At 52.2% G+C, this 26901-nt stretch carries 25 protein-coding genes and 1 pseudogene; 24 read left to right on the top strand and 2 right to left on the bottom strand.

Going from position 1 to position 26901, the window contains the following annotated elements:
• Positions 1–258: 258 nt before the first annotated feature.
• A complete protein-coding gene (locus ABU190_RS25050; RefSeq protein ID WP_354692679.1) occupies positions 259–1152 on the bottom strand; it encodes a LysR family transcriptional regulator in 894 nt (297 codons plus the stop codon).
• A gap of 112 nt (positions 1153–1264) precedes the next feature.
• Here ABU190_RS25050 and ABU190_RS25045 point away from each other — a divergent pair, with 112 nt between their 5' ends.
• From ABU190_RS25045 to ABU190_RS25020, 6 genes are all read left to right on the top strand, one after another.
• Positions 1265–2410, top strand: a complete 1146-nt coding sequence (locus tag ABU190_RS25045; RefSeq protein WP_354692678.1) for a serine hydrolase domain-containing protein — start codon at positions 1265–1267, stop codon at positions 2408–2410.
• Positions 2407–3588, top strand: a complete 1182-nt coding sequence (locus tag ABU190_RS25040) for an MFS transporter (RefSeq protein WP_354692677.1) — start codon at positions 2407–2409, stop codon at positions 3586–3588. Before ABU190_RS25045 ends, ABU190_RS25040 begins: the two co-directional genes overlap by 4 nt.
• Positions 3589–3659: 71 nt before the next feature.
• On the top strand, positions 3660–4580 hold the full coding sequence (locus tag ABU190_RS25035) for a LysR family transcriptional regulator (protein WP_354692676.1): 921 nt from the start codon (positions 3660–3662) through the stop codon (positions 4578–4580).
• Positions 4581–4688: 108 nt separating this feature from the next.
• Positions 4689–5882, top strand: coding sequence for an MFS transporter (locus ABU190_RS25030; protein WP_354692675.1), 1194 nt, complete (start codon positions 4689–4691; stop codon positions 5880–5882).
• Positions 5883–5905: 23 nt separating this feature from the next.
• Positions 5906–6925: an NAD(P)H-quinone oxidoreductase gene (locus ABU190_RS25025; protein WP_354692674.1), complete on the top strand. Its 1020-nt coding sequence runs from the start codon at positions 5906–5908 to the stop codon at positions 6923–6925.
• A 341-nt stretch (positions 6926–7266) separates the two neighbouring features.
• The gene (locus tag ABU190_RS25020; protein ID WP_354692673.1) at positions 7267–8694 is read left to right on the top strand and encodes a methyl-accepting chemotaxis protein; all 1428 of its coding nucleotides are present in this window, start codon (positions 7267–7269) and stop codon (positions 8692–8694) included.
• A 168-nt stretch (positions 8695–8862) separates the two neighbouring features.
• Here ABU190_RS25020 and ABU190_RS25015 read toward each other — a convergent pair whose 3' ends face one another.
• Positions 8863–9789, bottom strand: a complete 927-nt coding sequence (locus ABU190_RS25015; protein ID WP_354692672.1) for a LysR family transcriptional regulator — start codon at positions 9787–9789, stop codon at positions 8863–8865.
• Between the two features lie 155 nt (positions 9790–9944).
• Here ABU190_RS25015 and ABU190_RS25010 point away from each other — a divergent pair, with 155 nt between their 5' ends.
• The 18 genes and pseudogenes from ABU190_RS25010 to ABU190_RS24925 all read left to right on the top strand — a co-directional run bounded on the left by ABU190_RS25010 (position 9945) and on the right by ABU190_RS24925 (position 26843).
• Positions 9945–11033: a 4-oxalomesaconate tautomerase gene (locus ABU190_RS25010; protein WP_354692671.1), complete on the top strand. Its 1089-nt coding sequence runs from the start codon at positions 9945–9947 to the stop codon at positions 11031–11033.
• 94 nt (positions 11034–11127) lie between these two features.
• Positions 11128–12372, top strand: a complete 1245-nt coding sequence (locus tag ABU190_RS25005) for an MFS transporter (RefSeq protein ID WP_354692670.1) — start codon at positions 11128–11130, stop codon at positions 12370–12372.
• Between the two features lie 75 nt (positions 12373–12447).
• Positions 12448–13311 carry a fumarylacetoacetate hydrolase family protein gene (locus ABU190_RS25000; RefSeq protein WP_354692669.1) on the top strand — a complete coding sequence of 288 codons (864 nt, stop codon included), beginning with the start codon at positions 12448–12450 and terminating at the stop codon, positions 13309–13311.
• A 62-nt stretch (positions 13312–13373) separates the two neighbouring features.
• On the top strand, positions 13374–14471 hold the full coding sequence (citC, locus tag ABU190_RS24995; protein ID WP_354692668.1) for a [citrate (pro-3S)-lyase] ligase: 1098 nt from the start codon (positions 13374–13376) through the stop codon (positions 14469–14471).
• A 1-nt stretch (position 14472) separates the two neighbouring features.
• On the top strand, positions 14473–14766 hold the full coding sequence (gene citD, locus ABU190_RS24990; RefSeq protein WP_354692667.1) for a citrate lyase acyl carrier protein: 294 nt from the start codon (positions 14473–14475) through the stop codon (positions 14764–14766).
• Complete coding sequence (citE, locus tag ABU190_RS24985; protein WP_041852328.1) at positions 14763–15638, top strand: citrate (pro-3S)-lyase subunit beta; 876 nt, start codon at positions 14763–14765, stop codon at positions 15636–15638. Before citD ends, citE begins: the two co-directional genes overlap by 4 nt.
• A 17-nt stretch (positions 15639–15655) precedes the next feature.
• Complete coding sequence (citF, locus tag ABU190_RS24980; protein WP_354692666.1) at positions 15656–17173, top strand: citrate lyase subunit alpha; 1518 nt, start codon at positions 15656–15658, stop codon at positions 17171–17173.
• The gene (gene citX / locus ABU190_RS24975) at positions 17173–17718 is read left to right on the top strand and encodes a citrate lyase holo-[acyl-carrier protein] synthase (protein ID WP_354692665.1); all 546 of its coding nucleotides are present in this window, start codon (positions 17173–17175) and stop codon (positions 17716–17718) included. The genes citF and citX overlap by 1 nt, the downstream gene beginning before the upstream one ends.
• The gene (gene citG / locus ABU190_RS24970) at positions 17693–18565 is read left to right on the top strand and encodes a triphosphoribosyl-dephospho-CoA synthase CitG (protein WP_354692664.1); all 873 of its coding nucleotides are present in this window, start codon (positions 17693–17695) and stop codon (positions 18563–18565) included. The genes citX and citG overlap by 26 nt, the downstream gene beginning before the upstream one ends.
• 31 nt (positions 18566–18596) lie before the next feature.
• A complete protein-coding gene (locus ABU190_RS24965) occupies positions 18597–19160 on the top strand; it encodes an alpha/beta hydrolase (RefSeq protein WP_354692663.1) in 564 nt (187 codons plus the stop codon).
• A 64-nt stretch (positions 19161–19224) separates the two neighbouring features.
• Positions 19225–21819, top strand: coding sequence for a bifunctional aconitate hydratase 2/2-methylisocitrate dehydratase (acnB, locus tag ABU190_RS24960; RefSeq protein WP_354692662.1), 2595 nt, complete (start codon positions 19225–19227; stop codon positions 21817–21819).
• 180 nt (positions 21820–21999) lie between these two features.
• On the top strand, positions 22000–22143 hold the full coding sequence (locus ABU190_RS24955) for a hypothetical protein (RefSeq protein WP_354692661.1): 144 nt from the start codon (positions 22000–22002) through the stop codon (positions 22141–22143).
• Positions 22109–22297: pseudogene (locus ABU190_RS24950) on the top strand (anion permease); the annotation flags it as partial. The gene ABU190_RS24955 and the pseudogene ABU190_RS24950, both read left to right, overlap by 35 nt.
• A gap of 493 nt (positions 22298–22790) precedes the next feature.
• On the top strand, positions 22791–23930 hold the full coding sequence (locus tag ABU190_RS24945) for a D-alanyl-lipoteichoic acid biosynthesis protein DltD (protein WP_354692660.1): 1140 nt from the start codon (positions 22791–22793) through the stop codon (positions 23928–23930).
• Complete coding sequence (locus ABU190_RS24940) at positions 23927–24049, top strand: hypothetical protein (protein ID WP_255423173.1); 123 nt, start codon at positions 23927–23929, stop codon at positions 24047–24049. The genes ABU190_RS24945 and ABU190_RS24940 overlap by 4 nt, the downstream gene beginning before the upstream one ends.
• A 9-nt stretch (positions 24050–24058) precedes the next feature.
• Entirely contained in the window at positions 24059–25177 is a 1119-nt protein-coding gene (locus ABU190_RS24935; RefSeq protein ID WP_079497896.1) for an MBOAT family O-acyltransferase, read from the top strand.
• On the top strand, positions 25174–26607 hold the full coding sequence (locus tag ABU190_RS24930) for an AMP-binding protein (protein WP_354692659.1): 1434 nt from the start codon (positions 25174–25176) through the stop codon (positions 26605–26607). The genes ABU190_RS24935 and ABU190_RS24930 overlap by 4 nt, the downstream gene beginning before the upstream one ends.
• A gap of 17 nt (positions 26608–26624) precedes the next feature.
• On the top strand, positions 26625–26843 hold the full coding sequence (locus ABU190_RS24925; RefSeq protein ID WP_041852336.1) for an acyl carrier protein: 219 nt from the start codon (positions 26625–26627) through the stop codon (positions 26841–26843).
• The last annotated feature ends 58 nt before the right edge of the window (positions 26844–26901 follow it).

Raw genomic sequence — 26901 nt, 5'->3', positions numbered from 1 at the left:
TTTTCCTGGCCGGGAGCCCGGGTCGCCAGGGTGGTGGCGGTGAGCCACCCTGGCACGTTCACGGGTTCTGTCGCGACAGAAAAGCAAGGAACATAAGGTGAACGGAATGACCATCAGAGCCGCATTTCCCCCCTCACCCTAACCCTCTCCCCAAAGAGGAGAGGGGACCGATCGTGCTCGCATTTTTGTGGGGGATTCCTCAGCCCCCAAACCGTACTCAGCGCACGGCTGTGGCTCTTTTTGACTTGATGACGCTTCTTACTTTGCTGGAGGGAAGATCCGCGCGCTAAGAAAATCGATCAGTACACGTAGCTTTGGCGAGGGATGTTTACTGGCAGGCCACAGAAGATGTACCACGCCGGTGTGGCTGGCGTAATCGGCCAGGACTTCCCGCAGCGCCCCCTCTTCCAGCGCTTCACGAATGGCGAAGTCAGGTAACCAGGCAATGCCCAGCCCACGTAGCGCGAAACAGACGCGGGTTTCAATGTTATTGCATACCATGGTCGCCGGAAGCGCGAGTTCGTTTTCCGTCTCGTTGCCACGCATCACCCAGCGCTCCAGTTTGCCGCTTGAGGGAAAACGGTATTGCAGGCAGGCATGGTGTGTAAGATCCGCAGGAGTTTGCGGTTCACCACAGCGGGCCAGATACTCCGGCGATGCCACGACCACGGTACGAAAGTGGCCCAATTTGCGGGCAGAAAGCCGTGAATCCGCTGGCGGGCCGATGCGCAGCACGGCGTCATAGCCTTCGGCAATCACATCCACCATGCGGTCAGTAAATTCCAGATCCAACTGGATCTGCGGGTACTGGCGCATAAAATCACCCAGTACAGGTAGTACCAGCGAGCCCACCAGCGGCAAGCTGAGTCGCAAACGTCCGACCGGGTGCTCCGCCGCCTGGGTGAGTTCCTGCTGTGCGGCCTCGATTTCCGCGAGGATGCGTCGGCTGCGCTCCAGCAGTAAATGCCCTTCTGCCGTCAGCGTGATACTGCGCGTGCTGCGGTGAAACAACCGTACACCGAGCTTATCTTCCAGACGGGCGATGCTCTTGCCGACCGCCGAGGCCGACACGCCAAGGTTACGCCCGGCGGCCACAAAGCTGCGCATTTCCGCCACCTGCACAAACACCACAAACCCATTAAGACTTTCCATACGCCCCCGCTATTACGGACATTTATATCCGCAGTGTCATGAAATATACCCCTCTTTTTCCGCAATCGCGAAGCTTCTACTGTGGAAACGTTGAACACTGAGGAGAGAATATATGCACGATTTCATTCAACGCGTTGTCCGTCAGGCACTGCATGAGCGCCGCCTGGTGGGGGTGGAAGTCATGGTCGCGCACCGTGGGCAAACGCTTTATCACCAGGCGGCAGGCTACGCCGACCGGGAAACGCAGCGCCCGATGACGCTGAATACCCGTTTTCGTCTTGCGTCGGTCAGTAAACCTATCGTGACCACCGCCGCGATGGTGCTGGTGCAGCAGGGGAAATTGCATCTTGATGAGGCCATCACCCGCTACCTGCCTGACTTTACCCCGCCCCTGCCGAATGGCGGCCAGGCCACCATCACGCTGCGCCAGTTAATGAGCCACAGCGCCGGTCTGGGTTACCGCTTCCTTGAAAAGGATGCGAACGGCCCCTACGCCCGCGCGGGGGTTTCTGATGGGATGGATGCTTCCGGGGTAACGCTTAACGAAAACGTCCGTCGTATCGCCACGGTCCCTCTGCTATATGCGCCGGGAACCGCGTGGTGTTATTCGCTGGCCATCGATGTGCTGGGGGCGGTGATTGAGCAGGTACAAGGACAACCGCTGGATGTGGCGATAAAAACGCTGGTTACCGGGCCGCTGGCCATGCACAACACCGCCTTCGCGCTAGCCCCACAACAAGAGGTCGCCACCGCCTATGTGAATGACCAGCCGGAGCCGCACCGCCTGCAAGAGGGTGAGTTTGCAGCCCCTTTTGAGAACACCGTGGGTATCTGCTACAGCCCGTCACGGGTCTACAACAGCCAGGCATACCCGTCGGGCGGGGCGGGAATGGTCGGCACCGTGGGCGATGTGATGCGCCTGCTTGAAACGTTGCGCAGCGGTGGTGGTTCCCTGCTGGCCCCCGAATGGGTAGCGGAAATGGGCCGCGATCAGATTGCGCCACATGAACTCCCGGACGCCCCCGGCGTGGGCTTTGGACTGGGCTTTTCCGTTCTTCGCGATCCACAACTCGCCGCCTCACCGGAATCCCCCGGCACCTGGCGCTGGGGTGGCGCCTACGGCCACGCCTGGTTTGTCGACCAGAAGCAGGCACTCAGCGTAGTGGCCTTTAGCAATACGCTGTATGAAGGCATGTCGGGACAGTTTGTGAATGATCTGCGCGATGCGGTCTACCACGGCCTGCGGGAGGCATCATGACAGGTGCGGAACGACTGCCCATTTTGCCGCTGCTGGCGCTGGGGATGGCGGCATTTGTCACTATTGTCACCGAAACGCTGCCTGCCGGGTTGCTGACGCTCATGGCAGACGATCTCTCCATCACGCCCGCGGCGGCCGGGCAAAGCGTGACGGTCTATGCCATCGGCTCGTTTATCGCCGCCATCCCGCTGATGTCGTTACTGCAGGGGTGGCGACGCCGCCGCCTGCTGTTGCTGACGCTCGCCGGGTTCACGCTGGCAAATACCGTCACCGCGTTTGCCACCGATTATTGGCTGCTGCTCGCTGCGCGCGGTATCGCTGGCATCGCAGCCGGTATTCTGTGGGCGCTGCTGGCGGGGTTCGCCGCCTCGATGGCCCCCGTCCATAAAAGGGGAAAAGCGATCGCCATTGCCATGGCAGGCACACCGCTGGCGCTCTCCATTGGCGTGCCCATCGGCACTTTCGTGGGTAACCTGATTGGCTGGCGACTCTGTTTTGCGATGCTTAGCGTAATGTCGTTGCTGTTGATCATCGTTCTGCGTCTGAGCGCCCCGGATCATGGCGCGGCAGCCGTACAACAGCGCTTATCGCTACGCCGCGTCGCACAACTGCCCGGCGTGGGCGGCGTCCTGCTGCTGGTGCTCTGTTTCGTACTGGCGCATAACCTGCTCTACACCTATATTTCGCCGTTTCTGGCCCCCGCAGGGTTAACGGCAAGAACGGATGCTGTCCTGTTACTGTTTGGTCTGTGTTCACTGGCGAGTATCGCGGTAACGGGGGTGCTGATTGACCGCCACCTGCACCGACTCACCGTGCTGAGCGTTGGTCTGTTTATGCTGGCCGCCCTGCTACTGCAACTGAATGCGACCAGTGCCTCCACGGTCTGGGTCGCGGTGACGCTGTGGGGGCTGGCGTTTGGTGGGGCCGCCACCCTGTTTCAGACCGCGATGGTGATCCGCGCCAAAGCGGCGACAGACATCGCGCAGTCGATGCTGGTAACGGTGTGGAACCTGGCGATTGCTGGCGGCGGCGTGCTGGGTGGCATCGTGTTACAACACACTGGAACAGGCGGTTTTCCCCCTCTGTTGCTCTTACTGCTGGCCGTGGCGATGGGGGTGGCATGGGTAACAGGCAAAAAAACCTGCGCGGGTGAGCAACAGTCATTCATCGAACAGTAAGGCAACGAGCACATCGGCACGCAGCGTGATATGTTGTGCGTATTGTGAATAATTTTGCGAAATGCGCAAAGATGATAACGCCCAATTTTGCCGAGTATCTCTCTGTCTTCGCCGATGTCGTGCGCAGCGGCAGCTTTTCCGCTGCTGCGCGTAAGCGTGCACAAACCCCGTCTGCCGTGGTGCGGCAAATTGATGCGCTGGAACATGAGCTGGGTGTCGCGTTGTTTATTCGCTCAACGCGCTCACTGACGCTGACAGATTCGGGGCAAAAACTCTACCAGCGGGCGCTGCGCCTGCTTGATGAGCTGGCTGATGTTCACGCGGAGGTCTCAGCATTTGATATTTCCGTGTCCGGCACCCTGCGCATCGCGTGCCTGCCCTCTTTTGGTAAGCGGTACGTTCTGCCGGTCATCGCTGCGCTGGAAGCGGAACACCCGGCGCTGCGCGTTGAACTCGATCTCACCGAAAGGCTTTACAATCCGGTCACAGAGCGGCTGGACGTGATGATTCGCATGGGCGACCTGCCGGACAGCACGCTTATCGCCATGACGCTCACGCCGCTGACACGCCTGCTGGTGGCAAGCCCCGCTTACCTTGCGCGTGCAGGCCAGCCGGTCAACGCCGGCGAACTGGTCACGCACCGCCTGCTCGATAAACTGCACGGCACCGACCTGCTGGGATGGAAGGAGATCCCCGATTTTTCGCACAGCGAAGCGCAACGTGCCGGGGTGTTCTTTCGCTGCGATGATTTTGAAGCCTTACGCAGCGCGGCACTGGCGGACATGGGCATCGCCTTTCTGCCCACCTGGATTGTCGGCCAGGATGTGAAAGCGGGCGCACTCACGCGTCTTTCGCTCGACGGCGAACCCTGGAATGCAGCCCCGTCGCGCATTCATCTGCTGCGCGCGCTGCCACAGCCCGGTGCCAAAGTCCGCGCCTTTAATGCGGCACTTTGCCAGGCCATCGGCACACCTCCTGTCTGGGAACCCTGAACCTCATCTTTGCATAATGTGCAAAGATGTTGCGTCTGAAACGGCGTTATCATCCTGCATCGTGCCGTATAGAGTAGTGGCAACTCTTGATACGGGATTGATGCCACCATGGTTACCTCTTCTTCATCGTCAGCGCCGCTCTCAGCCACCACCGTTTTTCTGATGGCTCTGGCCTGCGCCTTTGCAGTTTCAACGCTTTATTACAACCAGCCGCTACTCGCCAGCATGGGGGCTACCTTCGGGCGCTCCGATGCGCAGGCGGGCCAGATTGCCATGTTGACGCAACTCGGTTATGCCAGCGGCCTGTTCCTGCTGGTTCCACTCGGCGATCGGGTCGATCGTAAACGACTCATCATCGCGCTGCTGGCATGCAATATGGTCAGCCTGCTGGCGGTGGGCGTCGCACCCAATTTTAACCTGTTAAAAGTTGCCAGCTTTGCCGTCGGCGCCAGTGCCGTGAGCGCACAAATTATTATCCCCACCATGTCGGGTCTGGTCGATCCGACCATACGCGGACGGGTGGTAGGCACGCTGTTGAGCGGCCTCTCAGCAGGTTTACTGTTTGCCCGCACCTTAAGTGGTTTTGTCGGTGCCAGTGAGGGCTGGCGTATGATGTTTTTGCTGGCCGTCGCCATCGATGTACTGGTGATGGTGGTGATTATCCTCCGCTTTCCGTCAACCGCGCAGGCTACATCACTCCCCTATACCGCCTTGCTGTCATCACTGTGGGCACTGTTTAAAGATGAACCCACCGTTCGCGCCGCCTGCGCTACGGGATTTCTGATGTTTGCCGCCTTCTCCGCATTATGGTCTACGCTCGCTATGTTGATGGCGCGCCCGCCGTATGAATTTGGCCCGGACGCCGTGGGGGCATTTGGTTTCGTCGCAATCGCCGGTCTGCTGGCTTCCCCGGCGATTGGCCGCGCGGTCGACCGCGTGGGTTCCGGCAAGATGCTTTTCGCTGGCGCACTGCTGTTAGTGGCGGCTTTTGCGCTGGTAGGCGTCGGCGCTTCACATCTGTGGTTACTCATCGTGGCAATGGCGATGATCGATATCGGTAACCGTGCGGGCCTGGTGGCGAATCAAAGTCGTATTACCGCGCTTTCGGCCACCGCGCGTAGCCGCCTTAATACCCTGTTTATGACCAGCTATTTTCTTGGCGGCGCAACGGGAACGGCGGTTGCGGCCACCACATCAGCTTCACTCGGCTGGCACGGGCTGGCGCTGACCGGGGCACTCTTTGCCGTTACGGCGCTGTGCGCCCATCTTTTAATCAGTACATCAACGCCGTCGCATCGCTAAAACGCGCGGACTGAGGAGATAATATGTCTGAACAAACGAACGTGATCCCCGACACCATGACTGCCATCGAAATTACAAAGCCCGGTGGTCCGGAGGTGCTGAAACCAACAACGCGCCCGGTACCGCGCCCTAAAGAGAATGAAGTGCTGATTCAGATTGCCGCGGCGGGCGTCAACGGTCCTGATGTGATGCAACGCAAAGGGCAATATGCACCACCGCCTGGCGCATCAGATATCCCCGGACTGGAGGTTTCCGGTGTGGTCGTAGCCATCGGTAGCAAAGTACACCGCGTTAAGCCGGGCGATCATGTGGCCGCGCTGATCCCAGGCGGTGGCTATGCGCAATACTGCGTGGCGGATGAAATCAATATCCTGCCCTTACCGCCTGAACTTAGCCTGACCGAAGCTGCCGCGTTACCCGAAACGTTTATGACGGTCTGGCTCAATATGTTCCAGCGCGGTCAGTTTAAAGCTGGCGATATTATCCTGATTCATGGCGGCGCATCCGGTATTGGCACGACGGCGACCATGCTGGCAAAAGCCTTTTGCGCCGCAAAAATCATCACCACGGTTGGCTCAGAAGCGCATCGTCAGGCCAGCCTGAAACTGGGGGCGGATGCCGCCATCCTCTATAAAGAGGAGGATTTTGTGGATGCCGTTCATCGTGAGACCGACGGGCATGGCGCGGATATTATTCTCGACATTGTGGCTGGTGATTACGTTGCCCGTAATTATGCCGCCGCTGCGATGAACGGTCGCATTGTGCAAATTGGCGTGATTGGCGGCGTGGCTAAAGAGGTTGATTTGTTCCCGATGCTCAGCAAACGGCTCACGCATCTGGGCTCCACGCTGCGTTCACGTACCCCAGCGGAAAAAGCCGAGCTGATTGATGCGCTCACCGAAAACGTGTTGCCGTTAATTGAAACCAGGTCGGTGAAGCCGCAAGTCTTTAAAACCTTTCCACTGACCGAGGCAAGCGAAGCACACCGAATGCTGGATGCCAGCGCGCATATCGGGAAAGTGGTGTTGGTGATAGAGCAGTAAACGCAGCGGCGATGTCTGGCCCAGGACAGGCATCGCCAACAGAAAAGCGAGAGGAGGCCGATCGCCTCCGTTACCACAGTAACGCCTATCGTTGAGCAAGGATCAAACGATTAAAGTTTGTACGTTTTGCATATTCCTATAAAAAACAACGGGCATTTTGCACCACGGTTATCGGATGCAAAATGTATATAGTTTCTTTGCAAAATTATTTCTTTCTCCCCTGTATTTATTTATCAGCACTCCTGCTAGACTCCATTTAAATCGCACACTATCAAATATCGAGCGATTTACATTGCGTGCCGTTTACGCCCTATGCCACCTCTCTAAAACAGAGCGCGACTATGAACTCATTAAAAAACTTCACCATCCGCCGCGTTGTCCTGTGCATCCTGCTCACGGCATTTGCACTAATCGCCGCCACAGGCGGTTATGCCGCTTACACAGCGCACAACATGAACAAGAACACCGAGCAGAATGCGGCGCAGACACAACAGGCTCTTTTCCTCGCCCACGCCACACTGGTTTTACAACATGGCACAGACGCTGAAAAACAGGCGCTTAAAAATGAAATCCCGGCGGGCCCGGAATGGACAACGCTGTCCCAGGCGTTATCGGACACCTCCGCTAACTGGCAAACAGAAGTCACGGCGCGTATTAAAGACCTGACACAGCATGCCGTTTTCGACAATGCGCTGAATTCATCTGACGATAAGCGACTGAATATAGTGTTGCTCATTGCGCTGTTTGCGCTCGGCGGCCTGGTCCTCTTCTGCGACTGTTATCTGGTCATCCATCTGGTTAAACCGGTTGGCGATATTCGTTCATACTTCCAGATTATTGCGCAGGGTGACCTTACCCGTGAGCCGAAAGATATTGGACGTAACTGCGTCGGCCAGATGATCCCCCTGGTGCGGGAAATGCAGCACAGTCTCCTTAAGACGGTCACCGCGATAAGCGAAAACAGTGACGCGCTTCATCGCGAAGCAAGTGAGATCGCGGCGGGCAATAGCGACCTGGCAAACCGCACCACACGGCAGGCGGCGTCTCTGGAGCAGGCGGCGACGAGTATGGAAGAGTTAACCTCAACGGTAAGCCATAACGCGGATAACGCCCGCCAGGTTCGCGACTTGTCAGTGACGACCGCAGAAACGACGGAAAAAGCCAGCGAACTGGTTGAGAATCTTGCCAGCACCATGAACCGTATTGCGGACGGCTCTGAGCAGATTCGCCAGTTCACCTCAACCATCAATAGCATTGCTTTCCAGACCAATATCCTTGCGCTTAACGCAGCAGTAGAAGCGGCGCGAGCGGGTGAACAGGGGCGCGGTTTTGCTGTGGTGGCGACAGAAGTGCGTTCCCTTGCCCAGCGTAGCGCAACGGCCGCACGGGAAATCGAGGCCCTGATAAAATCAGCCATCGTTTCGGTGCATGAGGGCAAAGAGATTACCGATGCTGCGGGTGCGGCAATGACAGAGGTGAAAGGAAATGTCGCCAGCGTGAATACGCTTATCGGCGAGATTGCACTGGCCTCCGATGAACAAAGTAAGGGGATTTCACAGCTCAACCATGCGGTTGCGGAGCTGGACAGAGTGACACAGCAAAATGCCGGACTTGTCCAACAGGTGACGACGTCTGCCAATAATCTCAATGCCAGAACCGAAATCCTTAATGAGGTGGTCAGTCACTTCACGCTTCCTGGCACAACAGTACGGCGAGAAAGCACCCACGCAGATTTTGCAAGAAAGCTCATCCCCGCCAGGGCACAGTGAGTCAGACCGGGCATAAGAACGAACATCTGAATCCTCAATAACGTCACGGACACCGCAGTGTTTTACAACATGAAGGTGTCCGTGACGCGTAAGAGCAGCACCGCATCGCTACTCTTCGCAAACACCCGTTTCTGACACTCCCATGCCCGGCAGCCACTCCCCTTGCGCTTAATGACTGAATTTACCAATCCATGGGCTGGTTTTATCCTGCGACCATAACTTCATCAACATCTCGCGAAATTTCTCGGCCGCCGGGCTCAATGAATCCCCTCTTCTTAACACTAAGCCAAGCGTTCTTCGGATAACGGGTTCGATAAGAGGACGGCTAACCAGCACATGATGCTCATCGGTAGGCATTGCCAGGCTGGGGACAACCGCAACCCCCAGACCCGCTTCCACCATCCCGAGAGATGTAGAGAGATGCCTGACTTCATAAAACCAGTTCGGCTGCCAGTCGAACCCTTCGAGCGCCTGGTCGATCAGAAGCCGGTTGCCGCTCGATTTGCGGACGCTGATAAGCCGGAGCCCGGCAAGATCTTCCCACATCACCAGCGATTTTTTGGCGAGTTCATGATCGCGTTTACAGGCCAGAACAAAAGGTTCATTCACCAGAGGGGTAAACTCTATATTGGGATGTGTGATGTTTATCATATTTATGCCGAAATCTGCGTCGCCATTAAGCACGGCTTCGAGGCAGTCGCTGGCACTATGCTCAAGAATGCGGATGCGAATATTCGGGTAATGTTCATTGTAATCACGAATAACGGAGGGCAAGAAATAGAACGCGGCGGTAGGTAAACAGGAGAGCGTAATAACCCCCGTTTGATGCGTTGCCATCTCTTTAATGCTGAGAATAGAGCTTTCATAAAAATCGATGAGATTCTTTGCCTTAGGCAGAAAATCTCGCCCGACGGCGGTCAGTTTTACTCGCCTGGTCGACCGCTCAAATAACGTTGTGCCCAAACTCTCCTCAAGCTTTTTTATTCGCCTTGTTAAAGCCGGCTGGGAGATGTGTAAAAATTGTGACGCCCTTGTGAAACAACCAATTTCCGCAATCTTAACAAAAGCTTGAATACCCTGTAATTCATGCTGCATGTTTATCCCCCCACGTTTACCCCGCTATTAAACCATCGTAACCGACAGCTTATTAATGTGTAAAACGCATTAATCCTTCGTTTTTTGACATTAGAGTTATTTATCCGCATATGGGACGCTTACTGCATCATTTAATGTGTGGAAAGAGAAAACCTATGTTCAACATACCTTGCGTACTGATGCGCGGCGGTACTTCTAAGGGACCCGTTATTCTGGCAAGCGATTTGCCCACCGATGTTCAGGAACGTGATGCGGTTCTGCTGGCGCTGATGGGTGCGGGCCATGAGCTGGAAATTGATGGCATCGGTGGCGGCAGCCCGCAAACCAGTAAAGTGGCGATTGTGAGCCGTTCAGAGAGCCCGGATGCGGATATTGACTATCTGTTTGCCCAGGTCATGGTGAAAGAGCGCCGTGTGGATACCACGCCCAACTGCGGAAATATGTTATGTGCGGTTGGCCCCTTTGCCATTGAAAAAGGGCTGGTTGCGGCAAAAAACCCAGTCACCACGGTTCGCATCCGCAATCTCAACACCGGAACATGTGTTGACGCCGAAGTGCAAACCCCTGATTTCAAAGTGTGCTATGAGGGTGACACGCAAATTGATGGCGTGCCTGGTGCGGCAGCGCCGGTCGGTTTAACGTTTCTCAATTCCGCAGGCTGTAAAACCGGTAAATTACTCCCGACCGGTAACACAACGGATGTTTTTGAAGGGGTGGAAGTCACCTGCATTGATATGGCGATGCCGATGATCTTAATCGATGCACAGCAGATGGATAAAACCGGTGGTGAATCCCCCGCAGAGCTGGAAGCCGATCTGGCATTCATGCAACGGCTTGAAAAAATCCGTCGCAAGGCTGGCGAGGCCATGGGTTTTGGCGATGTCAGCGACAAAGTGATTCCCAAACCTGTGCTTCTGAGCAAACCTACGGCGGGCGGCACGATTAAGGTTCGCTATTTCATGCCGCATAATTGCCATAAATCACTGGCTATTACCGGATCTATTGGTATTTCAACAGCAACCATCATTGATGGCTCTGTTGCCCAGAAAATCATTAGTGACCAACCGAAAGATGCATTTACCAATATTGTTAATATTGAACACCCAAGCGGAAAAATTACAGTCTCATTATTAAAAGACGGAAATAAAATCGAAAACACCCGTGCTGCTGTAATCAGAACGACCCGTAAATTGTTTGAGGGTAGTGTTTATGTTCCGGAAATCGCTTTAGCGGAAGTTATCTGAACATCAGCCAGCCTTTTAGAATTTTTACCGATTAATACCTTTAGCCTGTAATGGCTAAGAAGCTCTGTACCAGAAAAATAATGTCGAGGATATTATGGCTATAACGAACGTTAAAAATATTTCAGGCGGTTCCGGCGATGTCACAGCGAGTCAATACATCCGTGTCATCTTTGCTTTAGCCCTGTCAGGTTTGGCTGAATTAGCATCTTTATTTTTCATTCAACCGTTGTTACCTGTTCTCGCGGTTGAATATGATGTCCCGGTCAGTCAGGTCAGTATCATTCTTTCCGCAGAAACCGCCCTGCTTGCCATTGGTCTGTTATTCACGGGTACACTTTCCGATCATTATGGCCGTAAGCGCCTGATTATTGTCTCCTTATTACTGGGTGGGTTACTCACCATTCTGTGCCCGCTGGTCCAGTCATGGGCGATGCTGGTGGCGTTACGTGCTGTTATTGGCCTGGCGCTGAGCGGCATTGCCGCTGCGGCAACGGCTTATATTAGCGAAGAAGTGGCCCCGGTCGTTGCGGGCGTGGTAACCGGTTACTTTGTGTTTGGCAACTCAATGGGTGGAATGTCGGGCCGTATCGTAGCCAGCCAGTTGATTGAACACATCTCTATAAACACGATTTTCTACGGTTTTGCGGCAAGCCTGATTGTTGTTGCGCTACTGGTTTACTTTATTCTGCCCGCCTCCAAAAACTTCAAACCGACGGAAACTCTGAATGTATTCCGTGTTGTGAAGGGCGCCGCGTCGCATTTTCAAAATAAAAAACTCGCTCTGGCATTTGTTATTAGCTTTATCATTTTTGGTACCTTCACCTCTCTCTACAATTATCTGGCTTTCTTCCTTAAGGGCGAGCCGTTCCATATTTCCCCTGCCAACGCCGGGCTGCTCTCTTTCAGCTTTGCGTTAAGCTTTTTCACGGCGCCACAGGCCGGGCGGTTCTCTGCGAAATATGGCAGCATGAATGTGCTTCGCGTGTTGTTCGCCATCATGTCTTTGGGGATGTTGCTGACGCTAACCTCTAACGTCATCATCTTTATCATGGGTGCCGTCATCTTTACGGCATGCTTCTTCGGTTGCCATTCCATCGGTCTGAGTTGGGTAAGTAAGAACGCCACACATGCTCGCGGGCAGGCCGTCGCCCTCTATTTATTCTTCTACTACATGGGCGGCTCTGTTATTGGCTTCCTGAACGGTTTCGTCTTCCACTCAACCGGCTGGGCAGGCATGACCGCATTTATTATTGCTCTGCTGGTGCTGGGTATGATTGTCGCAACACATCTTGCCTCAGGCGCGAAAGCGAATCTGGTGCCTGCAGAAACGTCAAAATAATCGCAATCGATATACCACTCACGCCATCAACTGGCGTGAGTAAATAAAGTTTAAAAGCCAGAATTAGGTGTCATTATGAAACTTGCAAGTTACATTCATCACGGTCGTAAAAGCTACGGTATTTATACCGAAGCAGGTATTATCGACCTTGGTCAAAAAATTGGTCAGCAATATCCAACATTAAAAGATCTCCTGCAATGGGATGCTCTCGATGTCGCCCAGCAATATGTTGACTACCCGGCGGATATTACAGATAAAGATATTACGTTCTTACCGGTTATTGAGGAGCCTGGAAAAATTTTTTGCGTGGGAATGAATTATGCAGAAAAAAGAAAGGAGTTCTCCGAAACCAACAACGCGCCAACGTTATTTATTCGCTTCCCGGATTCGCAGACGGGCCACGCACGACCGGTCATCAAACCGAATCTTACTGAGGAATTTGATTACGAAGGCGAACTGGCCGTCATCATCGGAAAAGCGGGCGAGAATATTAATCGTAGCGATGCGTTAAGCCATGTGGCGGGCTATAGCTGTTATATGGACGGTTCGGTTCGCGACTGGCAGCACGCATGGTTTACTGCCGGTAAAAACTGGCGTCAGACCGGCGCTTTCGGGCCCTACATGACGACCGTTGATGAAATCCCCGATCCGCACGCGTTATCCATTCAGACGTATTTGAATGGCATGCTGGTGCAGAATGATTCAACAGCCAGCATGATTCACAAAGTCGCCGATCTCATTGCTTATATCAGCACCTTCACGACGCTTAGCCCTGGCGATGTCATTATTACGGGGTCACCGGGTGGTGTTGGTAAAAAACGCAATCCACCTTTATTCATGCATGAAGGTGATTGTGTCGAAGTCGCTATCGAGAAATTAGGCAGGCTGACCAATACCATTGTCGAGTCGACGTCGCCATCCCATTCATTTGCCCTTTAATTCGCTTGTCATAACACACGCGTCATTCAGTATCGATGAACACCAGGTCAGGAGAAATTTAGATGTATGCCGAAAAAACGCTAGAATTCGATACGGTTGAAACTAGCAACGGTGTTCTCAAAGACGAGATTATCGCATTTCTGAAAAGTAATGGATTAGGAATAGATGATGATGTCGGGCAATTCGTCATTGCGCGCGCGGGCAAAGAATTAATTGCCTGTGCGGGCCTGGCGGGTAATACATTAAAATGTATCGCTGTGCATATTGAATGGCGCGGAACATCGCTGGGATTACAGTTGATTCGCGAAGCGGAAAATCTGGCAAACCAGAACGGCGATCATCATCTGTTCCTTTTAACCTGCCCTGATAACGTTAAATCTTTCCGTGGTTGCGGCTTTTTTCCTTTAGCCACCCTTGATGGCAAAGCCGCGTTAATGGAAAACACCCCGGTTGGCATCCACCGTTACTGTAAGAAACTGCGCGCAGAATTTTTCGTCCCGGCGGCCAATATTGGCGGTATCGTTATGAATGCCAACCCCTTCACGTTAGGGCACCAATTCCTTATCGAGCAGGCCGCCCGTGCGTGCGACTGGCTGCATGTATTTGTTGTGGAAGAAAACTTATCACAGTTCTCCTTTACTGAGCGCATTGCAATGGTGCGTGACGGGGTAAAACATCTCACTAACGTAACGGTACATCCCGGTTCCAGATACATTATTTCTCGCGGCACTTTTCCCAGCTATTTTTTAAAAGAGAAACAGATGGTGAATGATGTCTATTCCGCGATCGATTTAATTATGTTCCGACGTTATATTGCGCCCGCACTGGGTATTACACATCGTTTCGTTGGCACTGAGCCATATTGTAAAGTTACAGCCCAGTATAACCAGGCTATGCACCACTGGCTTGAAGACGAATTGGTCATTCCCTCCACCGCCATTAAAGTGCATGAAATCGACAGAAAAACCGATGAAAATAATTATCCAATCTCAGCATCGGCTGTTCGCGCCCTCTTGAATAAGAACAAACTGTCAGTCGCAAGAAATATGGTGCCCGAAAGCACCATGCCTTACTTATATAACTGGCTAAAAGCAAATCACCCTGACTTGCCGGAACAACATCTGGCAGGGAATCTTATGAGTATTAGCGTAGGACTCTAACATGAAAATTATACAGGCAGCTCTGGCGGGCACGCTGGAATCGAGCGACCTCATGGTTAAAGTTAGCCCTTCTGACAGCGGGCTGGATATTGTTATTAATAGCGAAGTGATGAAGCAATTTGGCGAACAAATTACCCAGGTTGTCAAAGAAACGCTGGCTGCATTCAATGTCACCCACGGGCAAATCATTGTTGATGATAAAGGCGCACTGGATTGTGTTATCCGCTCCCGGATGCAAGTCGCCATCCTGCGCGGAACCTGTAGCGATGAAATTAACTGGGAGAAATTACAATGAAAAAATTACGCCGCAGTATGCTTTTCTTACCGGGCTCAAGCGCTTCTATGTTATCGACCGCGTTTATTTATAAACCGGATTCAATCATGTTTGACCTTGAAGATGCGGTTTCGTTAAGGGAGAAAGACAGCGCTCGTATATTGGTTTTTAACGCCCTCCAGCATCCCATGTATAAAGATATTGAAACGGTGGTACGCATTAATCCATTAAACACCCCATTCGGTTTAAAAGATCTTGAGGCGGCGGTCCGCGCCGGGGTCGATGTTATTCGCTTGCCGAAAACAGATACACCAGAAGATATTCATGAGCTTGAACGTGAAATTGTGCGCATTGAGGAAAGCTGTGGCCGTGAGGTTGGCTCCACACAGGTGATGGCGGCTATCGAATCTGCAATTGGCGTTATCAATGCTGTTGCCATTGCCCGCTCCTCAGAGCGACTGATGGGCATTGCGTTAGCCGCATTTGACTATGTGATGGATATGCAGACAGAACGCGGAGACGGTACTGAACTGTTTTATGCGCGTTGTGCGGTTCTCCATGCGGCGCGTGCCGCGGGTATCGATGCGTTTGACGTTGTTTATGGCGATGTGAACGACGAAGAAGGCTTCTTAAAAGAAGTGGATTTAATTCGTCGCATGGGCTTCAACGGTAAATCTTTAATTAATCCACGGCAGATCGAGTTGCTGCATAACGCCTATGCGCCAACCCAGGAAGAGGTTGATTATGCAGAACGCGTCATCGCTGCCGCCGAAGAAGGTGAACGTAGCGGGCTGGGTGTAATTTCTCTGAATGGCAAAATGATCGATGCGCCAATCATCAATCACGCCAGGGTCGTTCTTGAGAGAAGAAAAGCATCAGGCATTCGCCACTAATCGACGGGATAATAAAGATGAAATTAATCGAAGCTTTACAAGAACAGGTCGGGCAATCAAAAAAATATGTGGCATTTACCCATGCCAACGCGACCACACCTTATCTGGCAGATGTCGGGCAAAAGCACCAGCGTAAACTTTGTGACAGTCTGGACGAGATAATAGACCGCTGCGAATTACGTGATGGGATGACAATTTCATTTCATCATGCCTTTCGTGAAGGCGATAAAGTTATCAACCTTGTCGTTGATAAACTCGCTGCATTGGGTCTGAAAAATATTACCCTGGCATCCAGTTCATTAATGACCTGTAACGCCCCCTTAATTCAGCATATTCGTAACGGTGTTATTTCTAAAATTTACACCTCCGGCATGCGCGGGGAATTAGCCGATGCGATTTCGCATGGTCTGATGGCGCAACCGGTAGAAATTCATTCGCACGGCGGTCGCGTTAATCTCATCCAGAAAGGTGAAATTAATATTGATGTCGCCTTCCTCGCTGTCTCATGTGCTGATGAATATGGCAATGCGAGTGGGAGCGGCGGTAAATCACGCTGTGGCTCACTCGGCTATGCGATGGTCGATGCGCAGTACGCTAAACGCGTGGTACTGCTGACCGAATCCATCGAGCCCTTCCCTTATATGCCCGCAAGCATTGTTCAGGACCAGGTCGATTACATCGTAAAAATTGACAGCGTAGGCGACCCGGCAAAAATCAGTGTCGGTGCGGCCCGTGTAACCAGCAATCCTCGTGAGCTGATGATTGCGCGCTCGGCGGCGGATGTGGTCGAGCACTCCGGTTATTTCGAACAGGGTTTCTCCATTCAGACCGGTTCTGGCGCGGCATCAACGGCCTGTACGCGCTTTTTAGAATCGCGCATGAAAAATAAAAACATCACGGCGAGTTTTGCCTTAGGCGGTATCACCGGCAGCATTGTGGATCTTCATGAAAAGGGGCTGATCGCCAAATTGCTGGATACCCAGAGTTTTGACGGCGCCGCCGCCGCTTCTTTAGCCAGAAACCCAAACCATGTTGAGATTTCCACCAACGTTTACGCGAATCCGTCATCCAAAGCGGCATGCTGCGACCAGGTCGACATCGTGATTTTAAGCGCCCTTGAAATTGATACTGATTTCAACGTTAACGTGCTGACGGGCTCTGATGGCGTGATGCGCGGTGCCTCCGGTGGTCACTGTGATGTGGCTGCCGCCGCAAACCTGACGGTGGTAGTAGCTCCGCTTATCCGTAGCCGAATTCCAACGGTGGTGAAGCAGGTAACCACCTGCGTGACGCCGGGCGAAAGCATTGATGTTTTGGTTACCGATCATGGTATTGCCGTAAACCCTTCACGTCCTGACATTCATCAGCGGCTGGTGGATGCAGGTTTGCCTGTACTGAGTATTGAGGCGTTGCATCAGCGCGCTCTGGAAATCTGCGGTCACCCAAAAGCCATCGAATTTACCGACAAAATTGTGGGCATTGTTCGTTACCGTGATGGAAGCGTCATTGATGTCGTCCGGCAGGTAAAAGAGTAATGAACGCGATGGCAGACGCGGCGTGTTTACCTGTCTCATTAGCGCAGCTATTAGCCTCGAGAGACGCCCGCGCAGAGCAACAGCAGCGCTGGTTAACACAGTGGGGACAGACGCTCATTTCGACGACCCTGGTCTGGCCGGGCGAGGTCAAAGACACGCCGGTCTCCAGGGCTGTAATGGAGGTGGCGAATGCGGCTCTTTCGGGGCTTATTCTCGCTAATGGCTGGGAGATCGTCCGGCACGACGCTCGCCTGCTTATCACCGGACCGGAGTCATTCTGGTCCGTTAATGCACCTGCATCGCAGGTCAAAAAGGCAACCATCCTTCTTGAGGAGGGCCATCCTCTGGGCAGGTTGTGGGATATCGATGTGTTTTGCCCGGAGAACGGCTTATTAAGCCGTAAATCCGTAGGTGAAAACAAAAGACGTTGCTTCATCTGTGATGAACCCGCACATGTCTGTTCACGCATGCGGCGCCATTCGCTTCATTCCCTGCAAACTGTCATGGAGGCCAGGATCAATGACTATTTCTGCCACCAGAAGTGAACCGTTGGTTGAGGGGCTTAACGTTGCTGAACTCGCCGCAGAGGCGATGTACCGCGAAGTGATTTTGACCCCCAAACCGGGGCTGGTAGACCGCCATAACAATGGTTCGCATACGGATATGAATATGAAGCTCTTTATGTCCAGTATCGCGGCCATTGCCCCGTGGTTTGCGTTGTTTGTCTCCAAAGGGATGCAGACGGCCAGACAGGAGCCCGGCCAGACACTTCGGGCTATCCGCCCTATCGGGCTTGCCTGTGAGCAGGCCATGTTTCGCGCGACGGGGGGCATCAACACCCATAAAGGGGGGATCTTTTCGCTTGGTCTGCTTTGTTCCGCCGCCGGGCGTCTGCAAGGCAAAGGCGAAGCGATCGATCGCAGCACACTCTGCCGTGAAATGAGTCTGATCTGCGCCGGTATGGTGAGCCGTGAGTTGAAACAACATGGCGATGCGAAGACCAAAGGTGAGCAACTGTTTCGGGATCATGGCTTCACGGGCGCCCGTGGTGAAGCGGAAAGCGGATTTGTGACGGTCAGGCACTACGGCTTACCCGCATGGGAAAAAGCCATAACGGCGGGTTATTCACCAGAGGAGTCTTTGCTGCGGGTTTTGCTTTCCTTAATTGCCCATAATCCTGACACCAATATCCTCTCGCGAGGCGGCCTTGATGGATTGCGCTATGCCAGGCGGTATGCGGCCCGACTTCTGCGTATTAAACATCTTACCGGCAACAGGTTCAGGCAGGCTCTTTTTAATATGGACAAGGCGTTTATCGCCCGAAATTTAAGTCCGGGAGGAAGCGCCGATCTGCTGGCCGTAACCTGGCTCCTTTCCCGTTTTCCAGCCTGAGGGCGAAAACGAAAGATTGACGGAATTTACCATGACAATATCGCACCTGTTAGCACTGGATGATGTTTTTACCACTATTCTGGTTCCAGGATTGAGGGATAGCGACGAGTACCACTGGCAAACCTGTTGGGCACGCCAGTTACCTCGCTGGAAAAGAATAAGCCAACGAAACTGGATCCAGCCGGATATTGAAAACTGGTGTGCCGCGATCCGCAGGGAATTAACCACGTGCAAATTACCCGTTATTTTAATTGGGCATAGCTTTGGTGCCCTTGCCTCTTGGTATCAGGCTCAGCGTCAGGCGTCAAATATTGCCGGAATTGTCATGGTCGCACCGGCGGAACCTTCCTGGTTTGAACTTGAAGAGATCGTCACCGCATCAAAGCTGAACGTGCCGGGCCTTGTCTTTGCCAGTCGTAATGACCCGCTAATGTCCTTCAACCGCGCGCTATTCTGGTCCGACTGCTGGGGGTGTGAGCTTATCGACATGGGTGACGCTGGCCATATTAATTCGGAATCAGGTTTTGGTGAGTGGAAATATGGTCTTGAAAGAATATCTGAATTTGGAGAAGGGCTATTAAAAATAGCAACATGATTATTTGATGTAAAAACACCATAGCACATTTTTTAATTTCCTTATGATAAGGTCAGGATATTTTATGTTTGAAGAATATAAGAAGCATGTCGCTGAGCGCGCAAAAAATGGAATACCCGCTAAACCCTTAACCGCGCAACAAGTCAGAGAATTAATTGCCCTCCTTGAAAATAAACGGTGCGAGGATCGAGAGGCGTTAATTAACCTGTTAATTAACCAGGTTTCTCCCGGCGTTGATGCTGCTGCAAAAGTGAAAGCAGAATTCCTTGATAAAATTATCAAAGCAAAAACAAGTGAATTCGGTATCACGCCGCAGGACGCTATCACTATTCTTGGAACCATGCAGGGGGGCTACAACATTCAGCCGCTCATTGATTCGCTGGACGATAGTGAACTGGCTCAGTTAGCGGCGAATAAACTCAGCCACACTATTCTTATCTTTGAAAAATTTAACGATATCGAGCAAAAAGCCCGTAACGGGAATGTGCATGCCAAAGCGGTTATTGCGTCATGGGCGAATGCCGAGTGGTTTAGCGAACGCACGAAGCTTGAGGAAAAAGTCACGCTGACAGTCTTTAAAGTGCCCGGCGAAACCAATACCGATGACCTTTCGCCAGCCCCTGAGGCGTGGTCACGTCCGGACATTCCCCTGCATGCGCTCTCCATGCTGAGTTCCGCCCGCGAAGGCGTGAACCCGGACCAACCGGGGCAATACGGGCCAATCGCCCAGATCCGGGAACTAAAAGCCCGCCAGTATCCTCTTGCTTACGTTGGCGATGTGGTAGGGACCGGCTCTTCACGAAAATCCGCAACAAACTCCATCCTCTGGCATATCGGGACGGATATTCCCTTTGTCCCCAATAAACGCAGCGGGGGCGTTGTCTTAGGCGGAAAAATTGCGCCGATCTTTTTCAATACCCTGGAGGACTCCGGCGCATTACCCATTGAAGTGGATGTCTCCGGTTTATCGACAGGAATGTTGATTGATCTTTATCCGTACAAAGGGGAGATTCGCCATCATAACGATCAGACGCTTATTGCCTCATTCAGACTGAAAACAGACGTCTTGCTGGATGAAGTCCAGGCGGGTGGTCGCATCCCGTTGATCATTGGCCGCAGCTTAACGGCAAGAGCCAGGGCCTCTTTAGGCCTGCCGGCAGCGTCCATTTTCAGGAAAGCCAAAGCGCCTGCGCCATCCTCAGCCGGGTTTACGCTGGCACAGAAGATGGTGGGCAGAGCGTGCGGCGTGGAAGGTATTCGTCCTGGGCAATATTGTGAACCTAAAATCACCACCGTGGGATCGCAGGATACCACCGGCGGGATGACACGTGATGAGCTGACGGACCTTGCATGCTTAGGGTTTTCTGCCGATCTGGTGATGCAGTCTTTTTGCCATACGTCAGCCTATCCCAAACCCGTCGATGTTAATTTGCATGAGACACTGCCGCAGTTCATTACCAGCAGAAAAGGCGTTGCACTGAAACCCGGCGATGGAATTATCCACTCATGGCTGAACCGTATGCTGATCCCGGACACCGTCGGTACGGGCGCAGATTCACATACGCGCTTTCCCTTAGGGATTTCGTTTCCGGGCGGTTCCGGGCTGGTTGCTTTTGCCGCCGCCACGGGGATTATGCCGCTCGATATGCCGGAATCTGTGCTGGTCCGCTTTAAGGGTGAAATGCAAAAAGGGATCACCCTGCGCGATTTGGTTCACGCGATCCCTTACTACGCCATTAAACAAGGGTTGCTGACCACCGAGAAGAAAAACAAACGCAATATATTTTCCGGTCGCATTCTGGAAATCGAAGGTTTACACATGTTGAAGGCTGAGCAGGCCTTTGAACTGGCGGATGCCTCCGCAGAGCGCTCAGCGGCTGCCTGTGTGCTACGCCTGGAAGAAGAAAACGTTGCCGAATATTTGCGTTCCAATGCCACATTGCTGCGCTGGATGATTAGCCAGGGTTATCAGCACGCGCCGACCCTTGAAAAGCGTATTGCAGAGATCGAAGCATGGCTGGCCAATCCGTCATTACTCAGCGCTGATGAAAATGCCGAGTACGCCGCAATTATTGACATCGACCTGGCTGAAATTACGGAGCCGATCGTTTGTGCGCCCAATGACCCGGATGACGCCCGTTTACTGTCTGAGGTTGCGCGCACACCGGTACAAGAAGTGTTCATTGGCTCCTGCATGACAAACATTGGTCACTTCCGGGCCGCCGGGAAGCTGCTGGCCGACTCAAAAGAGATCCCTGCCCGCCTGTGGATTGCCCCACCAACCAAAATGGATGCCCAACAGCTCTCAAGCGAAGGTTATTTTAATAAGTTCATCCGTTCCGGCGCACGCATCGAACCGGCGGGCTGTTCTCTCTGCATGGGTAACCAGGCCCGGGTCAAGGAAGGGAGCAGCGTTGTTTCAACATCCACCCGCAACTTCCCGCACCGCCTTGGTACCGATGCAAACGTCTTCCTGGCGTCGGCTGAGCTCAGTGCCATCGCGGCCATGCTTGGAAAAATGCCGACGGTTGAGCAGTATCACTGGCATATGGACAAAATCAATGACACCCGTGAAGAGACCTATCGTTACTTAAATTTCCATACGCTGGCAGAGTATCAAGTAGCGGAAACGCAGCGAATTGACGTGGTAACAATGTAATCGTCTAAAAAACATGCACGGTAATATTTTCGGGCATGTTTTTCGCCTTCTCATTACCTGTTTTTTTGAATTGGCAGAGGTCTCATTTTTAAATGAGACCTCTGCTATTGTCAAAGGAAGGAATTAATTAAAGCGAGCGCTAAATTATTATTCCTCGCTTTCATTATCAGCCTTTCATTAATGACAACACCGCCTGACAGCCTATCAAAAGAGGCATGGGTACTGGCCAGTATTTATCTTGCGGCGATCATTGGTCTGGTGAGCAAACCCTATCCTGAAAATTCGTTATTTATTTGCATCCGGTGGCTGCATTACCCATTATGACGGCGCGGCAGGGCCAATTATTTTTGCGGCTGGCTATAATCATATAAAATCCTGGTGGATAACGGGTACGATTGTCGCATTATTAACATTTGTTATTCATATTACCGTCGGGTTCCCGTGGTGGGCGTATTTGAAAGCGAGTGGCTTGCTCTAATGATAAGAGCGTGCTGATCTTACTTTCGTCGTGTTGATGTCTTATCGCTCAGACGCGTCGGATGACGTAGGGTATCCTCCTTTGCCGCCCTGTACCTGTGAAATAGTACAGAACAGATACGTCCGCTTCTCTCCCGAAGCGGGCAATCGTGTGTATCGCCTCAATCAAAATCGCATCGCCGACGGCTGCAGTTAAGTATACCTGCGCTTTTATCGTTGTTGATTACCACTCGCAGTAACAAGGGAAATGTCAGTCGCGGCAAGCCCTTATCTTCCTGGATGCAGTGCTTATTATTAACACGCTAACGCTGTACATACCGTTACACAGCAATGCTCATCTTTTCAGATGCACCTGGTATAGAATGTCAAAGAAGATAGATTGGAATAAAGTCCAAATACCCATTGTCCCAATTGTTGTCTATTTGTTGTAACGCTAAGAAACAACAAATTTTAAACAAGTTAATGTCATGTAGTCTTACTTTTTTATAATGATAATGAAAATCAAAAATACTCTCTGCCTACATATCCTGATGGCTCTCCTTGCCATCCTGGTCCTGAGCGTTCACCCGGTGGTGACGAGCTTTGATCCGCCGCTTAAATTCCAGCCGCTGATTAAATCGATGGAAGGCACACCAAAAGAGCAAGCAGAAAAAATAGCCACCATTTCCCATGCATTACAAGGGAATGCAATTTTCTTTATCGGGGCGTCAGAAGTTTCTACTTCCGAAAATGAACATTACGCCGTCTATAATTACTTCAATAAGCAATTGCACAGACCTTTAGTGGCATATGGCGATAGTTATGTCGACGACGTCACACAATTTTTACTGTTCTCCCGTTTTAAAGACAGCCTTAACGCAAACAGTAAAGTAGTGTTGCTCCTTGCACCGGATAGCTTTTATTCAAATGGGCTTCCTCCGGCGATCTTTGCGGATAATTTTCCGGGTTCAATTTTCGATCCATTAATGAAAGACAAGCAGGCTCGTCCTTTGCTGGTCAATTACTTAAAACATATTGAAGCGGACGATATCAGCCATTTGAGTTTTGGTGAAATGGCCATTTATGGCTGGCATCCGGACCTGATCTGGGAAGAGGTGAGCTATCAGTTTGCCAACTTCTGCACCATGATAAAAAACGACTGGCTGGACCTGCTCAATATTGAGCCGCAGCCTGCCGCGCAACCCTGGCCCGCACAGCCTGGCAACATAACGATGCCCGACTGGGATCAAGAGCTGGCGAATGCCCGTGAACTCAATAAAGCGCGCAAGCAAAGTGCAGCCACGATGTGGATGGACAAGGCGATTTATGAGGCCGGGGATACCCCTGAGCAGTGGGATGACACGCCTGTCGTGCCGAAGCAAATCGAGGTTTTCCGCGCCACCATCAAGCTCCTGAAAGAGCGCCATGTACAGGTGATTGCGATTGTCGACCCGATTAACCCATGGGCGCTGACCAATACCAATACGTTTCAGCCGGTTGATAAACAAATTCAGGCAATCCTGACGGAAAATCAGGTGCCTTATTTAGATATGTATGCGATGCCGTATCAAAACGGCTGGAACTGGGACCGCCTGCACCCATCGGAAACGGCATGGGTTCCTATGGTTCGCTTTATCGCGGAGAACTTTAAATGATGAAAACCGCCATTCGCCTGTTTTTACTTTATCTCCTGCTGGCGATAACCATTGTCGCGTGGACCTCCGTGGATGACAGCATGAGTTTGCAATTGCATTTTGAATATCAAAAGTTCTGAGGACGAATAATGTACAGCTCAGGCATGTTTTTCTTCTATTTGTTCTCATCAGCGCTGGTGTTTGCGCTGGTTAACCGCGTATTGCGTTACCGGCTGACATATATATCCGCTTTTTCCGTGCTGGCGGCTTTAGGCTGGGGGTATATCTTCGAAGGCGACTATATTGTCCCGGCGGCAGTCTTCTTCAGTTTTTATATTCTTGTCACATTAAAAGAGAAAGGTTGGTTAAAAACCTGGCAGGCGGTCACATTAACGTTACTGCCGCTGTTTCTGGTGAAATTACATCTGAACAACCACTGGGGCATGATCGGGCTCTCTTTTATGACCTTCCGCGCCATCGATGTGCTGCTGTACCGCAGTAAAAAGGATGGCCAGAATTTTCTGCACTATTTCTGCTACCTGTTTATGCCGTTTATTATCCTGGCCGGCCCGATGTACCGCTGGCGGACCTGGATGACGGATATCAATAAGCCGGTTTTCACGCTGACTCGTGAGCAGTTTTTAGTAGCTTTAGAGCAAATTATTACCGGGATTATCCAGAAATTCTTGTTCGCCATGCTGGTCGATACTCTGGTCGTTCAGCCGTGGAGCCATGAAGCGTTTACCCTGAAAGTGGGCGTGGTGATGTCGATTGCCTACAGCGCCTATCTCTACTTTGATTTTGCGGGTTACAGCAACATGGCTATCGGGGCGGGCCGCTTATTTGGCCTGAACATTCCGGCAAACTTCAATATGCCGATTCTGGCGAAAACCCCGCAGGATTTCTGGCGCCGCTTCCACATCAGCCTCTCTGAATGGCTGAGGGATGTGGTCTTTATGCCGATTTATATGAATCTGATGAAGCACAACTTTTTCCGCCAGAACAAAACGCTGGCGCAAAATATTGGCATCTTCTGCACCCTGTTTTGTATGGGGGCATGGAATGGACTCGAACGACACTATGTCATTAGCGGCGCGCTGTTTGGCGCCATTTCCGTTGTTCACAACATGCTGCAATGGTTTGCCAAACGCCATCCGGCTTTGAGCAACGGACTTCAACATCCGGTTTCTGTCTTTGTGGGACGAATTTTGACGCTGGGAAGCGCCGCGGCCTCCCTTTACATCTTTAGTGGAATGTCTCCCTTATGAAAAATGACTCCGAACTTCTGGAACTACAAGACTTCTTGCGTGCGGCATTACGCGATCCCGCGTCCCCTCAGCAACTGGCGATCAGCGGTAGCGATGAAGCCATCACCTGGCAGCAGCTTTCCGTCGCGGTTACTGACTGGGCGCAACGTTACCAACAATGCAACCAATCTGCCGGTACGCCGGTGGTGTTGTACGGGCATCAGCAGGCGGAATTTGCCGTCGCGCTCTATAGCTGCCTGTTGCACAACATTCCGTACATTCCGGTGGACTGCATCTATCCGCAGGAGCGTCTCAAAGAGATTTGCCAGCTCGCCAATGCCCCCTTCTATTACGATGTGGCCGCGAAAAAATTTATCGCGACCGGCATAACCGGCCAGGTACTGGCCGAGCCAGATCTCGCCTACATCATGTTCACCTCCGGCAGCACCGGAAAACCGAAAGGGGTGCAGATCGGGCGTGAAAGCGTATGGCATTTTATGAAGTGGGTAAGTCAGGACTTTTCCTTGCCGGAAAAACCGGTGCTGATGAACCACGCGGTGTTCAGCTTCGATCTCTCATTGATCCCGCTGCTGGCGAATCTGGCTACTGGCGGGCACATTGTGCTGAACGCGAAAGAAGATATCGCGGCGGAAAACTGGCTGGATCGCCTGAAAGCGAACGATGTTTCCGTCTGGGTTTCCACCCCCTCTTTTGCCTATCAGCGCCTGCTGTCGCCCCAGTTTAATAGCGACTATCTGCCTGAACTGAATGTCTTTATCTTCATTGGCGAAGTATTAAATAAAGCGCTGGTAAAACAGTTACGCCGCCGTTTCCCGCAGGCCAAAATCCTTAACTCCTACGGCCCAACGGAAGCGACTATCGCCACCACGGTGGTTGAAATCACCGATGAAATTCTCAATAACGACAACCCGCTGCTGCCCGTTGGCGTAATGATGCCGGACACCCACATGGAAATTACCACCGATGGCGAGTTGATCATCTGGGGTAAAAATGTGATGCGTGGTTATCTCGGCCTGCCGCAAGAAAACGCGGCAAAATTACTGCGACGCGAAAGTGAAGAATATCGCGGTTACAGAACCGGCGATCTGGGTTATGAAGACGGTCTTATCTACTGCCAGGGCCGCAACGATAGCCAGATCAAACTGAACGGTTATCGTATTGAAATCAACGAGATTGAAAATCGCCTGCTGGCGATGTCCGGCATCAGTGAAGCGGTAGTGCTGCCGCTGATGAAATCATGCGGAAGTGTTCTGCGAATTGCGGCATTCTGCGTGACGGATCTGGCACCGGAGGTGATCAAAACATCCCTTTCGAAAGTGATCCCCCATTACATGGTGCCGTCACAAATTATTATTAAAGATGCATTGCCGCTTAATCCGAACGGCAAAATCGATCGTAAATTGCTGGACACCCATGCCCGCACGAATTAATTAGCCAGGAAACTATTATGGAACAAGAAATTCTCGCCCTGTTTGAAAAAGTGTTATCCCGTAAAGTGGGCTTTCATGATGAACTGATTGAGTCTGACATTCTCGACTCAATTCTGGCGGTCGATCTGGTGCTGGAAGTGCAGGACGTTTACGGCTGCATGATCCCGCCGACCGAAGTCGCCACCGTGCTGAAAACCCCTGCGGATTTGGCGCGCTACATTGAAGAAAACCGTTAATCGTTTGTGAGGTTAATGGCTTTTGTGAAAACCCTGAATGATTTGATTTGGGGTTTTT

Source organism: Phytobacter sp. RSE-02 (assembly GCF_040578655.1).
GTDB lineage: Bacteria > Pseudomonadota > Gammaproteobacteria > Enterobacterales > Enterobacteriaceae > Phytobacter > Phytobacter diazotrophicus.
Note: the sequence above shows the minus strand (reverse complement) of the source record. Positions and strands in the feature narration are given on the sequence as shown.